Genomic DNA, 12,672 nt, shown 5'->3' with positions numbered 1-12,672 from the left:
CCCGAGGGAGAGCCCGAGATGGCGCAGTACATGTTCCTGCTGTACGACAGCGAAGAGTGGTACGACAACGTCACGCCTGACGACTGGCAGCAGACGATGAAGCTGCACGGGGCGTTCGCCGAAGCGGTGGAGAAGGCCGGGGCGCGGATCCTCGGCGGGGAGGCCCTCGAGCGGTCCAGCACGGCGAGCACGGTCAAGCAGCGCGAGGGCGCCGAGCCGCTGGTCACCGACGGTCCCTTCATCGAGACCAAGGAAGCGCTCGGCGGCTACTACATCGTCGACGCCCGCGACCTCGACCAGGCGCTGGAGCTGGCCAAGATCTGCCCGTCCGGCAACGTCGAGGTCCGCCCGGTGATGAACACCTCGTCGGACGCCCAGCCGCCGGCCTGACATGCCCGGGACGGGTACGCCGGCGATCCGTCCCGTCGGCGTACCCCGCTCCCGGCCGGAGGAGAGATGGTGACCGAAGCCGTCGAGGTGACCCGGGTCGTCGACCGGGCGCATCGCGAGAGCTGGTCCACGGTGCTCGCGTCGGTCGTGCGGCTGACGCGGGACCTCGACCTGGCCGAGGACTGTACGCAGGACGCGTTCGTGCGGGCGTTGCGGACCTGGCCGGACGGCATCCCGGCGAATCCGGGCGGCTGGCTGACGACGGTCGCGCGCCGGCTGGCGCTGGATCGCCTGCGCCGGGAGACGAACCTGTGGCGGAAGCTCCCGCTGCTGGTCGAGGAGCCCGGCGAGGTCGAACAGCCGACGGATCCGCTGCGGCTGGTGTTCACCTGCTGCCACCCGGCGCTCGCGCGGGAGTCGCAGGTCGCGCTGACGCTCAGGCTGATCTGTGGATTGACGACCCGCGAGGTCGCGGCGGTCCTGTTGATCAGCGAGTCGACGGCGGCGGCGCGGATCACCCGGGCGAAGAAGAAGATCGCGGCGGCGGGCATTCCGTACCGGATCCCGGCGGATCACGAGTTGCCGGCGCGGCTGGAGGTGGTGCTCACCGTCGTACATCTGGTGTACACGGCAGGGCATGTGGCGGCCGGGTCCGAGCTGACTCGGACCGATCTCACCGGTCGCGCGGTGGGGCTGGCGCGGATGCTCGAGCGGCTGATGCCGGACGAGCCGGAACCGCAGGCGTTGCTCGGTCTGCTGCTGATGACCGAGGCGCGGGGTGACGCGCGAGTGAGCGCGGACGGCGAGCTGGTGCTGCTCGCGGATCAGGATCGATCGCGGTGGGACGCGCAGATGCTTGCGGAGGGAGTCTCGCGTGCGACAGCCGCGCTGGAGCGCGGCCACGGGCGGTTCGCGTTGCAGGCGGCGGTTGCAGGGCTGCACGTGACCGCGCCGTCGTGGTCGAGGACGAACTGGGCCCAGGTGGTCCGGATGTACGACGCGATGATGGTCAGCTGGCCGACGCCCATCGTCGCGCTCAACCGGGCCGCCGCCCACAGCCTCGTCCCGCAGGCGGACCTGGCCGCGGTCCTCGACGAGTTGGATGCCTTGAGCAAGGAGCCCGCGCTGGCGACGTACGCCTATCTGCCCGCGACCCGGGCCGACGTGCTCACCCGCCTCGGTCGCGCGGAGGAAGCGGGCGAGGCCTATCGACAGGCGATCGCCCTCACCGCCAACGAGACCGAACGTCGCTTCCTGACGGCCAGGCTTCAGTCGCGCGGGGCCCAGAGCTGATCGGCGTCGCCGGCTTCCATCCGGCCCCGGTACACGTCGATCTTGTGGTCGATGAGCTCCAGGCTCTCCTGCAGCTCGGCCAGCTGGGTGAGCACGTCGGAGCGGTGCACCTCGAGTAGCTCGAGGCGATCCTTCTCGTTGCCACGCCCGGCGATGACGAGCTCGGCGTACCGGCGGATGGTGCGGATCGGCATCCCGGTGGCGCGGAACTTGGTGCAGATCCTGATCCAGTCCAGGTCGATCTGGCGGTAGCGACGACGCCCGCCGGCGGTGCGGTCGACGGTGGTGACGACCAGGCCCGCGCGTTCGTAGTACCGCAGTGTGTGGACGCTGACGCCGGTGCGTTCGGCGGCCTCGGCGATGCTGATCCCGCGTTCGTTGACTTCGAGCACGCTCTAAATCCTACCGTGGTTGGTATGACCCTTCCAACGCTCGAGGACACTGGTCTGACCAGTGCCCGCCGGTACGCCGTCCTCGTGATCTGCTGCGCGAGTCTGCTGATCTCGGTGATGGACATCTCGATCGTCAATGTCGCGCTGCCGGCGATCCGTGACGATCTCGGCGCCTCGACGGCCGGGCTGCAGTGGACCGTCGACGCCTACACGCTCGTGCTCGCGAGCTTCCTGTTGCTGTCCGGATCGACCGCCGACCGGTTCGGCCGCCGGCGGATGTTCCGCCTCGGACTGATCGTGTTCGGGATCGGTTCGCTGCTGTGCAGCCTGGCGCCCGGCATCGGCTGGCTGATCGCCGCGCGGGCCGTGCAGGCCGTCGGCGGCACGATGCTGAACCCGGTCGCGATGGCGATCGTGGTGACCGTGTTCCCCGACCGGGCCGAGCGGGCGCGGGCGATCGGGATCTTCGGCGCGACCGCCGGCCTGTCGCTGGTCCTCGGTCCGATCCTCGGCGGCGCGCTCGTCGACGGCCTCGGCTGGCGGTCGATCTTCTGGGTCAACCTGCCGATCGTCGTCCTCGCGGTGGTCTCCACCAGCCTGTTCGTCCCGGAGTCGCGCGCGGCGCACGGTCGCCGCTTCGATCCGGTCGGCCAGCTCCTCGTCGTACTGGTGCTCGGCGGTGTCGTGTCGGCGATCATCGAGTCCGAGAAGCACGGCTGGGGTACGCCGCTGATCGTCGGACTGCTCGTGATCGCGGCTGTCTCGGCTGTCGCGCTGATCGCGTACGAACGCCGTCGCGAGGAGCCGCTGCTCGAGCTTCGCCTGTTCCGCAGCATTCCGTTCAGCTCCGCCGTACTGATCGCGATGTTCGCCTACACCGGCTTCGGCGTGTTCCTCTTCGTCACGACCCTGTACCTGCAGAGCGTGCGGGACCTGTCCGCCCTCGATGCCGGGCTGTCGCTGTTGCCCGTCGGTCTGCTGATCTGCGTTCTGTCGCCGCTCACCGGCCGTGTGGTCGGCTCACGCGGCCCACGCCTGCCGCTGGTGGTCGCGAGTACGGCGCTGACCCTCGGAGCGGCCACATCGATGACGATCGGCATCGCCACCCCGCTCCCGGTGATCCTCGCGATCTTCCTGTTCTTCGGCGTCTTCCTCGGCACCATCAACCCGCCGATCGCGAACTCGGCGGTCTCCGGGATGCCCGCGTCGATGACCGGTCTCGCGGCGTCGCTCGCGTCGGTCGGCCGGCAGACCGGTACGTCGCTCGGCGTCGCGATCGCCGGATCGATCGTCGGCGCCAAGGCGACGACCGATCCGCAGGCGTTCGTCCACGCCGCGCACCTCGTGTGGTGGCCGATCGTCGGGATGGGGCTCGTCGTACTCGCCCTGGCGTTGGTCAGCACGAGCCGCTGGGCGCTGCTTACGGCGCGGGCGGTGTGAGCGGCAGACCGAAGTGCGTGACCAGGCTGGGTGTGCTGAAGACGTGGATGTGGGTGAGTCCGGTGGCTGTCGGCGTGAGTACGGCGATGCCGTACGCCTCGCCCTTGAAATAGGCGCCGACCGCGGGCTGACCGTTCGCGACGATCGGGAGCATCCGCCAGTCGCCCGGCGCGCCCAGCGCGGAGGCGAGCAGTTGCAGACACATCACCCGGCCGTTGAACCAGGCGGTCGTACCGACCATCTCGATCGCCGCGTCCGCGCGCAACGCCCGCTCGAGGGCAGCCAGGTCCGCGTTCTCGAAGCCGCTGACGTAGTCCGCGAGGAGGGCCTGCGCCTGGGGGTCGTCCGGCTCGACAGCCGCGTCGGCCGGGTTCTCGTCGAGGCGGGCGCGGGCGCGTTGCAGCGTGCTCTTCACCGCTGCGACGGACGTGTCGAGCATGGTCGCGACCTCGGCCGCCGGGAACGCGAGCACCTCACGCAGGATCAGCACCGCGCGCTGCTTCGCCGGCAGGTACTGCAGTGCCGCGATGAGCGCGAGCCGCAGGCTCTCCCGGGTGGCGACGATCGTGGCTGGATCGGCTGACCCCTCGAGCACCATCGAGTCCTCGATCGGCTCGATGAAGCGCACGCTCGGGTCGTCGGGCGGTGTCCCGGGCGACAGGTCCGTAGCCGGCGCGCCCAGCCCGGACGGCAGCGCGCGGCGGCCGCGTTGCTCGCGCGCGGTGAGGCACACGTTGGTCGCGATCCGGTACAGCCAGACCCGCACCGACGAGCGTCCTTCGAACGCCGACCACGAGCGCCACGCCCGCAGGTACGTCTCCTGTACGGCGTCCTCGGCCTCGTGCACGGACGCGAGCATCCGGTAGCAATGCGCCAGCAACTCCTTGCGGAACGGCTCGGTGTCGCTGCCGAAATCGCTCACTTCGCTCCTCGTCGTCACAGACTCCGTCGTCATAGGCCGAGCACCGGCCGTGCCCAGCGTGCCATCCGCTGGATGGCATCGTCGGCCTCCGGCGCGCGGCCGGCCGCCATCTGGAACGTGTGCTGCATCTGCGGGAACACGTCCAGCCGCACGTCGACCCCGGCCTTCTCCGCCGCCGCGGCCAGCGTGTTCGCGTCGTCCAGCAGTACTTCGTCGCCGCCGACCTGGATGTAGATCGGTCCGAGCCCGGTGAGATCGCCGTTCAGCGGGTTCACGAACGGGTCGCGTGGTGAGCCGTCGGGGCCCAGGAAGATCCACGCGAGCCCGCGGACCAGGTCCCGGTGGAAGAACGCGTCGCTGTCCCGATTGGCGTCGTACGACGCGCCGGTCGCCTCGAAGTCGACCGCCGGCGAGAACGGCATCGCGCCGGCGGGGAGCGGCAGGCCGATCGAGCGGGCGCGGAGCTGGGTGGTGACGGCCATCCCGCCTCCCACCGAGTCGCCGGTGAACAGGATGTGCTCGGGGGCGATGCCCTGGTCCAGCAGCCAGCGGTAGGTGTCGACCGCATCGTCGAGCTGGGCCGGATGGATGTGCTCCGGCGCCATCGGGTAGTCGAAAACGAGCGCCCGGGCGCCGACGGCCCGGGCGAGGTGGGCGAAGAGCTTGCGATGTGAATAGCGGGATCCGCCGACGTAGCCGCCGCCGTGGAAGCACAGCAGCACCCGGTCCGCGACGGCGCCGTGCGGGACGATCCAGAGCGCCGCGCGACCGTCGACCGAGAGGTAGTCGACGTCGGCGGGCTCGGTGGTGAGCTCGGCCCAGCGGTGGTCGCTCAGCTCCTGATCCGCGTCGTGGGTGTCCTGTTCGGCGGAGACCCTCGCGGCGGCCCAATGTCGCCGTACCGCCTCCGACTCCTTGCTGGCCATGGTGGTTCCTTCCTTTGCCTGGTCTGACATCGGTATTGACCGGGGAGGTCAGGAAAAGGAATCGGTGCTTCGCTGCTATCCGTTAAGGTCGGGCCGGTGGAGCTCATCGGCCAGGGAATGGAAGGCGCGGTCTACGACGCCGGGGACGGGACCGTTCGAAAGGTCTGGTTCGATCGGCGGCCGGAGGAGGTGCGGCCGCTGCAGGCGTTCCTCGACGAGTTGCCGGAGCTGCCGTTCCGGACGCCGCGGATCCGGGAGATCGGCGCCGGCGCGAACGGGATGGCGGTCAGCGTGGAGGACAAGCTGACCGGGGTGCCGCTGCACGAGGCGGGCCTGCCGGAGTCGCAGGCGCTGGACGCCTTCGTGTTCGTGGTCGAGGCGCTGCGTGGCGCGCGGCCCGGGCCGGCGAGCCGGGCGCTGCCGGTCGTCAATCAGCCGTTCTGGGGTGAGTCCTGGGGCCGGAGTCTGGCTGATTTGGTACGGCGCCGGGCTGGGGTCTCGAAGGTCCATCTCGAGCGCGACGTGCCTGATTTCCCTGGGCTGCTGGAGACGGTGCTGGGCGGGCTCAGGGGACTTCAAGCTGACGAGTTGAGCGTGGTGCACGGGGATGTTTGCCCGCCGAACGTGCTGATGGAGGGGGAGCGGGTGGCGGCGGTGCTGGACTGGGGCTTCTTGTCCACCGCCGGCGACAACACCTTCGAAGCGTCCCTGGCGGCCGGGTTCTTCGACATGTACGGGCCGGACGCGCGACGGCTCGACAACCTGCTGCTGGATCGGTTCGAGGGGCTCGGGCACGACCGCGAGCGGATGCGGCTGTACCGGCACGCGTACGCGATCATCACCGCGACCATCTACGACGAGAACGCCGGCGACGGTCACTACGCCTGGTGTGTCAACCAGCTCACGAGGTGATCGGTACGCCGGCGCGCAGGTTGTGGAGCTGATCCGGCGCGGCCAGCAGCATCGGGAGGCGCCGGGCGTTGAGCGGCGAGACCAGGCCCTCCAGCTCCTCGGGCGCGTGCCACGACAGGCCGCGGATCTCGAACCCGTCCGGCTGCAGTTCGTCGATCAGCGACGGGTCGTGGACGCCGCCGTCGTACAGGATCTCGACGGCGTCGCCCCAGCCCTCCCAGCGCGGCAGCCAGTCGATGGCCAGTACGCCGAGCAGCGGCAGCGCCGTACCGATCTCTTCCTGCATCTCCCGGGACGCACCGGTCGCCGGGTCCTCGTCCGGCTCGACCACGCCACCGGGCAGCTCCAGGTCCTTCTTGTAGCTGACCTGACACAGCAGCACGCGGCCACCCGTGTCTCGTACGACGACGTGGGCGATCACCCGCTTCTTGGGCAGCGTGGAGTCCATCAAGGCTGTCCAGCCGGTCACGGTGTTCGGGCGCGGATCGTCGATGCGCATGCCGTAGACGGCGACGTCCCGGCGCTCGCCCTCCACCAGCGCGGCGCCGCGCAGTACGCCTTCGCGCCGGAAACCGGAGCGGATCGCGATCCGGGCGGACGAGTGCAGCTCCGGGTCCACCTCGACCTGAAGCCGTTCGAACCCGAGCTCACCGAACGCATACTCCGTCACCAGCCGCACAGCCTGCTCCGCCACTCCAGGGCCGCCTTCGAGCGACCAAACGACCAGAGCGACTCCCGGCGTGATCCGGCGCACCTCGACCGTGCCCATGGTGTCGCCGGTGATGCCTGGGCCGCTGTGCTCGACGGTGAACGTCGTCACCTGCCCGTTCGGCTGCGAAGGTCGCAGCGTCAGCTCACCATCTGACAGGGGTTCGGTCACCCCTGAACGCTACCCGGTGAAGCGCAGGTACACGGTCGCCAGGGGTGGCACGGACAGCTCGGTGCTGGTGCTCATCCCGTGCCACTCCGGTCCGTCGGCCTCGACGGCGCCGAAGTTGCCGACACCGGAGCCGCCGTACGTGCCGGCGTCGGTGTTGACGACCTCTTCCCAGCGTCCGGCGTACGGGAGGCCGAGGCGGTAGCCGTGGTGGGGGATCGCGGAGAAGTTCGCGATACACGCCACCGTCGGTTCGCCGTCGTCGCCGTACCGGACGAAGGAGAAGATGTTGTTGCTGGCGTCGTTCGCGTCGATCCAGCTGAACTTCTCGGCCTCATGGTCGGTCCGCCAGAACGCCGGCGTGTCCTTGTAGACCCGGTTCAGATCGCGCACGAGCTGCTGCAGACCCTGGTGGTCGCTGTGGTCCAGCAGCCACCAGTCCAGCTCGCCCTTCTCCGACCACTCCGACTCCTGGCCGAACTCGCAGCCCATGAACAGCAGCTGCTTGCCCGGGTGCGCCCACATCATCGCCAGGTAGGCGCGCAGGTTCGCCAGCTGCTGCCAGCGGTCGCCCGGCATCTTGCGCAGCAGCGAGCCCTTGCCGTGCACGACCTCGTCGTGGGAGAGCGGGAGGACGAAGTTCTCGGAGTACGCGTACATCATCGAGAACGTCAGCTCGTGGTGGTGGAACTGCCGGTGGACCGGCTCGTGCTCCAGATAGCGGAGGGAGTCGTTCATCCAGCCCATGTTCCACTTGAAACCGAAGCCGAGGCCGCCCAGATGGGTGTCGCGGGTGACGCCCGGCCACGACGTCGACTCCTCGGCGACGGTGATGACGCCGGGGACCCGCTTGTAGAGGGTCGCGTTCATCTCCTGCAGGAACGACACGGCCTCCAGGTTCTCGCGGCCGCCGTACTGGTTCGGGACCCACTGGCCGTCCTGGCGCGAGTAGTCCAGGTAGAGCATCGAGGCGACCGCGTCCACGCGCAGGCCGTCGATGTGGAACTCCTCGGCCCAGTAGATCGCGTTCGCCACCAGGAAGTTCCGCACCTGGGGGCGGCCGAAGTCGAAGACCAGCGTGCCCCAGTCCGGCTGCTCGCCGCGGCGCGGGTCGGGGTGCTCGTACAGCGGTGTCCCGTCGAAGCGGGCCAGCGCCCAGGCGTCCTTCGGGAAGTGCGCCGGCACCCAGTCGACGATCACGCCGATCCCGGCCTGGTGCAGCCGGTCGACCAGCAGCCGGAAGTCGTCCGGGTCGCCGAAACGCGAGGTCGGGGCGAAGTACGAGGTGACCTGGTACCCCCAGGAGCCGCCGAACGGGTGCTCCATCACCGGCATCAGCTCGACGTGGGTGAAGCCCATCTCGTTGACATAGGCAACGAGTTCGTCGGACAGCTCGCGGTACGACCGGCCCTTGCGCCAGGACCCGAGATGTACCTCGTAGACGCTCATCGGCTCGGCGTACGCCTCGACCTGCGCGCGACGGTCCAGCCAGGCCGCGTCGCTCCACTCGTACGACGACTCGTGCACGACCGACGCGTTCGCCGGGGGAGTCTCGGCCAGGTTGGCCATCGGGTCGGCCTTCTGCCGCCAGACACCGTCGCGGCCGCAGATGTCGAACTTGTACCGCGTGCCCGAGCCGACGCCGGGCACGAACAGCTCCCACACGCCGGACGAGCCGAGCGAGCGCATCGGGTGCGCCCGGCCGTCCCAGAAGTTGAAGTCCGCGGTCAGCCGGATCCCTTGCGCGTTCGGGGCCCAGACAGCGAACGACGTGCCGGTGATGGTGCCGGTCGGCCCGTCGTAGCGGCGGACGTGGGCGCCGAGCACGGTCCACAGCTGCTCGTGCCGGCCCTCGCCGATCAGGTGCAGGTCGACCTCGCCCAGCGACGGGAGATAGCGGTACGGGTCGTCGACCACGGTCGCGGGACCGTCGGTGTAGGTCACCTCGAGGCGGTAGTCCGGCACCTTCTCGACGTCGAGCACGCCGACCCAGATGCCGTCGTGCTCGTGCCGCAGATCGAGGCGGTGCTCGTCGTAGAGCACCGTGACGCTCTTCGCGAACGGCCGCAGTGCGCGCACCGTCACGCCGTGCTCGCCGAGATGCGGGCCGAGCACCTGATGAGGATCGTGATACGTGCCGGCCACCAGTCGCTCCAGATCGGTCCGATCGACCCGAACCGCTGTCACCACAGGCTCCTCAACCGCCACCACAGGCTCCTCAAAAGCTTCGCGCTCTCCCATGAATCCCATCCTGCCCGATCAGCACCGTCTTCACTGCACCCCGTACCCGCGGAGTCACGACGTACACAATCGTCATCCGGCCTTCGACCGCCGGAGATTCGGGAGACTACTGCTCGGCCAGATGGGCCGCTGCGGACAGTGGGATCTGCAACCAGGTCGGGCGGTTGCGGGCCTCGTACAGCACCTCGTAGATCACCTTGTCGGCGAGGAACGAGTTCAGCAGGACGGTCTGCTCGCGCGGATCGGTGCCTGCCACTTCGGCGTACCCGTCACAGAAGGCCTGCTGGTTCCGCGTGGCCCACTCGGCGGCGCGGTACGCGATCTGCTGGTCGCCCTCGTGGTCCTGCAGCAGCGACCGGGCCGCGTAGTCGAACGAGCGCAGCATCCCGGCGATGTCCTTCACCGGGGTGTCCAGCGCGCGCCGCTCGATCAGCGACTTGGCCGGCTCGCCCTCGAAGTCGATCAGCTTCCAGCCGTCGATGGTCCGCAGCACCTGGCCGAGATGGAAATCGCCGTGGATCCGCTGCACGGTGACGGGCTGGTTGTACGCCGCCAGCGCGTCGAACGCCCGGGTCAGGCCGTCGGCGTACGGCGCGAGGTCCGGGATCGCGGTCGCCGCCTTCTCGAGCCGGCGACGCATCGCGTCCGCGTGCTCGACCAGCTTGGCCGGCTCCCAGATGTCCGTGCCGAGGGCCTTGGCCAGCTCGGAGTGCACCTGCGCGGTGCTCGCGCCGAGCCGGTGCGACTCGCCCGCGAAGTCACCGCCGACCTCCTCGGCGTGCAGGTCGGCCTCGGCGTACAGGTCGCGCACCGACGAGGTCGCGAACGACCAGCCGTCGGTCGCGCTCTTCTGGAACGCCGTCATCATCGCCAGCTCGCCCGAGTCGGTGCCGCCGCCGGCGCGCGGCCACCTACCGCGCGCGGACCCCAGCACCTCGGGGACGAGTTCGGACCCGTACTCGGTGAGCGCCGACTCGATCTCGACGCCGGGATTGCTCCCGGGCTCGAGCCGGCGGAACACCTTCAGCAGCGCGACGTCGCCGAACACCAGCGACGTGTTGCTCTGCTCGACGGTGAGGACCAGCGACTGCGCGTCCTCCGGCACCTCGATGGTCCGGTCCGGCGCCTGGACGGGATGGAACTCCAGCCCGTCCAGCCGGCGTCCGTGCGTGATCCCGTCCAGCCAGTACGGCGTCGCTTCCTTGTCGTGCAGGGCGTCGTACACCCAGACGTCGGCGTCGTCGAGGTCCGGCTCCGCCCACTCACCGACCAGCGCGTGGCCGAGGTTGTCGACCGGTGCGCGGTGGTAGCTGAGCGGGAGCTGGTACACCCGGATCGGGATCTCCACTCCAGGCGGGCCCGCACAGTAGACGAACCCGATCCGGACCGCCGGCCAGGCGCCCTCGTCCGACAGCCACACCGAGGTGGCCATCGCTTCGACGCGGACGTCGTGTCCCTTCTCGCCGAACCACCGCTGGCTCGCGCAGAAGGACTGGACCTGGTCCAGATGCGAACTCACTACATGCTCTCCTCGTGGTCAGCCGGCTTCGCCAGCCGGAACCAGTAGAAACCGTGGGCGCCCAGCGTCAGAAGGTAGGGCAACTCCCCGATGGTCGGGAAGTGCACACCGCCGAGCAACTCGATCGGCTCCACCCCTTGCCACTGCCGCAGGTCCAGCTCGATCGGCTGCGGGAAGCGCGACAGGTTGTTGACGCACAGCACGACGTCGTCGCCGAACTCGCGAACGTAGGACAGCACGCTCGGGTTGGAACCACCCAGATCCGTAAAAGTACCCATGCCGAAACACGGATGCTGCTTGCGGGTCTGGATCATCCGGCGGGTCCAGTGCAGCAGCGACGAGGCGTTCTCCATCTCGGCCTCGACGTTCACCGCCTGGAAGCCGTAGACCGGGTCCATGATCACCGGCAGCGTGAGCTTGCCCGGTGTCGCGGTGGAGAACGACGCGTTGCGGTCCGGGGACCACTGCATCGGGGTGCGGACGCCGTCGCGGTCGCCCAGCCAGATGTTGTCGCCCATGCCGATCTCGTCGCCGTAGTACAGGATCGGGGAGCCGGGCAGGCTGAGCAGCAGCGCGGTGAACAACTCCATCTTGTTGGTGTCGTTGTCCAGCAGCGGCGCGAGGCGGCGGCGGATGCCGATGTTCGCCTTCATCCGCGGGTCCTGCGCGTACTCCGACCACATGTAGTCGCGGTCCTCGTCGGTGACCATCTCGAGCGTCAGCTCGTCGTGATTGCGCAGGAAGATGCCCCATTGGCAGGTGTCCGGGATCTCCGGCGTCTGGGCCAGGATCTCCGAGATCGGGAACCGCGACTCCCGGCGGACGCCCATGAAGATGCGCGGCATCACCGGGAAGTGGAACGCCATCTGGCACTCGTCGCCGCCGGAGTCGCGGTCGCCGAAGTACTCGACCACGTCGGCCGGCCACTGGTTGGCCTCGCAGAGCAGGACGCGGTCCTCGTAGTTCGCGTCCACCTCCTTGCGGACCCGCTTGAGGAACTCGTGGGTGCGGGGGAGGTTCTCGCAGTTGGTGCCGTCGGTCTCGAACAGGTACGGCACCGCGTCCAGCCGGAAGCCGTCCACGCCGAGGTCGAGCCAGAACTTCAGCGCCTCGATCATCGCGTCGCCGACGGCCGGGTTCTCGAAGTTCAGGTCCGGCTGGTTGGAGTAGAACCGGTGCCAGAAGTACTGGCCGCGGACCGGGTCCCAGGTCCAGTTCGACTGCTCGGTGTCGACGAAGATGATGCGCGCGTCGGCGTACTTGTCGTCGGTGTCGGACCAGACGTAGAAGTCGCCGTACGGGCCTTCGGGGTCCTCCCGCGACGCCTGGAACCAGGGGTGCTGGTCGGAGGTGTGGTTCATCACGAAGTCGACGATCACCCGGATGCCGCGGGCGTGGGACTGTTGCAGGAACGCGGCGAAGTCGGCGACCGTGCCGATCTCCGGCATGACCTCGGTGTAGTGCGAGATGTCGTAGCCGCCGTCGCGCAGGGGCGACGGGTAGAAGGGCGGTAACCAGAGACAGTCCACGCCGAGCCACTCGAGATAGTCGAGTTTCTCGGTCAGGCCCTGCAGGTCGCCGATGCCGTCGGCGTTCGAGTCCTTGAAGGACCGCACGAGGACCTCGTAGAAGACGGCCCGCTTGAACCACAGCGGGTCACTCTTCGTCAGTCCGTGGTGCTGCTCCGGCAGCATGTCGGTCACGCTCACCTCCATCGGGTGTCTCCAAACCTAGATCCCGTACCCCGTTCGGGCGCACCT

11 protein-coding genes are annotated in these 12,672 nt (G+C 69.1%); 4 read left to right on the top strand and 7 right to left on the bottom strand.

Going from position 1 to position 12,672, the window contains the following annotated elements; genetic code table 11:
• Positions 1 to 18: 18 nt before the first annotated feature.
• Both ACIA58_RS39655 and ACIA58_RS39650 read left to right on the top strand, forming a co-directional pair.
• On the top strand, positions 19 to 390 hold the full coding sequence (locus ACIA58_RS39655) for a YciI family protein (RefSeq protein WP_396409023.1): 372 nt from the start codon (positions 19 to 21) through the stop codon (positions 388 to 390).
• Positions 391 to 456: 66 nt separating this feature from the next.
• Entirely contained in the window at positions 457 to 1,683 is a 1,227-nt protein-coding gene (locus ACIA58_RS39650; protein WP_396409022.1) for an RNA polymerase sigma factor, read from the top strand.
• On the opposite strand, the gene ACIA58_RS39645 is transcribed toward ACIA58_RS39650, so the two are convergent.
• Positions 1,659 to 2,075, bottom strand: coding sequence for a MerR family transcriptional regulator (locus tag ACIA58_RS39645; protein WP_396409021.1), 417 nt, complete (start codon positions 2,073 to 2,075; stop codon positions 1,659 to 1,661). The genes ACIA58_RS39650 and ACIA58_RS39645 overlap by 25 nt on opposite strands.
• Positions 2,076 to 2,099: 24 nt before the next feature.
• Between ACIA58_RS39645 and ACIA58_RS39640 the strand changes: the two genes are divergently transcribed.
• Positions 2,100 to 3,515 carry an MFS transporter gene (locus ACIA58_RS39640; RefSeq protein ID WP_396409020.1) on the top strand — a complete coding sequence of 472 codons (1,416 nt, stop codon included), beginning with the start codon at positions 2,100 to 2,102 and terminating at the stop codon, positions 3,513 to 3,515.
• Here the strand turns inward: ACIA58_RS39640 and ACIA58_RS39635 are convergent.
• Together ACIA58_RS39635 and ACIA58_RS39630 are read right to left on the bottom strand one after the other, a co-directional pair.
• Positions 3,496 to 4,437: a sigma-70 family RNA polymerase sigma factor gene (locus ACIA58_RS39635; RefSeq protein ID WP_396409019.1), complete on the bottom strand. Its 942-nt coding sequence runs from the start codon at positions 4,435 to 4,437 to the stop codon at positions 3,496 to 3,498. The genes ACIA58_RS39640 and ACIA58_RS39635 overlap by 20 nt on opposite strands.
• Positions 4,438 to 4,466: 29 nt before the next feature.
• The gene (locus ACIA58_RS39630; protein ID WP_396409018.1) at positions 4,467 to 5,363 is read right to left on the bottom strand and encodes an alpha/beta hydrolase; all 897 of its coding nucleotides are present in this window, start codon (positions 5,361 to 5,363) and stop codon (positions 4,467 to 4,469) included.
• Positions 5,364 to 5,459: 96 nt separating this feature from the next.
• On the opposite strand from ACIA58_RS39630, the gene ACIA58_RS39625 reads away from it, so the two are divergent.
• A complete protein-coding gene (locus ACIA58_RS39625) occupies positions 5,460 to 6,275 on the top strand; it encodes a phosphotransferase (RefSeq protein WP_396409017.1) in 816 nt (271 codons plus the stop codon).
• Here ACIA58_RS39625 and ACIA58_RS39620 read toward each other — a convergent pair.
• The 4 genes from ACIA58_RS39620 to treS form a co-directional block, all read right to left on the bottom strand.
• Positions 6,265 to 7,155, bottom strand: a complete 891-nt coding sequence (locus ACIA58_RS39620; protein WP_396409016.1) for an NUDIX hydrolase — start codon at positions 7,153 to 7,155, stop codon at positions 6,265 to 6,267. The two genes, ACIA58_RS39625 and ACIA58_RS39620, sit on opposite strands and share 11 nt — an antisense overlap.
• A gap of 9 nt (positions 7,156 to 7,164) precedes the next feature.
• Positions 7,165 to 9,339, bottom strand: a complete 2,175-nt coding sequence (gene glgB / locus ACIA58_RS39615) for a 1,4-alpha-glucan branching protein GlgB (RefSeq protein ID WP_396409015.1) — start codon at positions 9,337 to 9,339, stop codon at positions 7,165 to 7,167.
• Between the two features lie 160 nt (positions 9,340 to 9,499).
• Positions 9,500 to 10,912 (bottom strand): aminoglycoside phosphotransferase, encoded by a 1,413-nt coding sequence (locus ACIA58_RS39610; protein WP_396409014.1) that lies wholly within the window; start codon positions 10,910 to 10,912, stop codon positions 9,500 to 9,502.
• The gene (treS, locus tag ACIA58_RS39605) at positions 10,912 to 12,627 is read right to left on the bottom strand and encodes a maltose alpha-D-glucosyltransferase (RefSeq protein ID WP_396409013.1); all 1,716 of its coding nucleotides are present in this window, start codon (positions 12,625 to 12,627) and stop codon (positions 10,912 to 10,914) included. The genes ACIA58_RS39610 and treS overlap by 1 nt, the downstream gene beginning before the upstream one ends.
• Positions 12,628 to 12,672 lie beyond the last annotated feature (45 nt).

The sequence above is a fragment of the Kribbella sp. NPDC051586 genome (assembly GCF_044453965.1).
Taxonomy (GTDB): Bacteria; Actinomycetota; Actinomycetes; order Propionibacteriales; family Kribbellaceae; genus Kribbella.
The sequence above is the reverse complement of the archived record's forward strand: the minus strand, read 5'-3'. Positions and strand labels throughout refer to the sequence as shown.

Excerpts from the sequence above, each read along its gene's own strand:
- ACIA58_RS39630 (WP_396409018.1), bottom strand. The coding sequence starts at position 5,363 with ATGGCCAGCAAGGAGTCGGAGGCGGTACGGCGACATTGGGCCGCCGCG.
- ACIA58_RS39640 (WP_396409020.1), top strand. The coding sequence starts at position 2,100 with ATGACCCTTCCAACGCTCGAGGACACTGGTCTGACCAGTGCCCGCCGG.
- treS (WP_396409013.1), bottom strand. The coding sequence starts at position 12,627 with ATGGAGGTGAGCGTGACCGACATGCTGCCGGAGCAGCACCACGGACTG.
- ACIA58_RS39650 (WP_396409022.1), top strand. The coding sequence starts at position 457 with ATGGTGACCGAAGCCGTCGAGGTGACCCGGGTCGTCGACCGGGCGCAT.
- ACIA58_RS39655 (WP_396409023.1), top strand. The coding sequence starts at position 19 with ATGGCGCAGTACATGTTCCTGCTGTACGACAGCGAAGAGTGGTACGAC.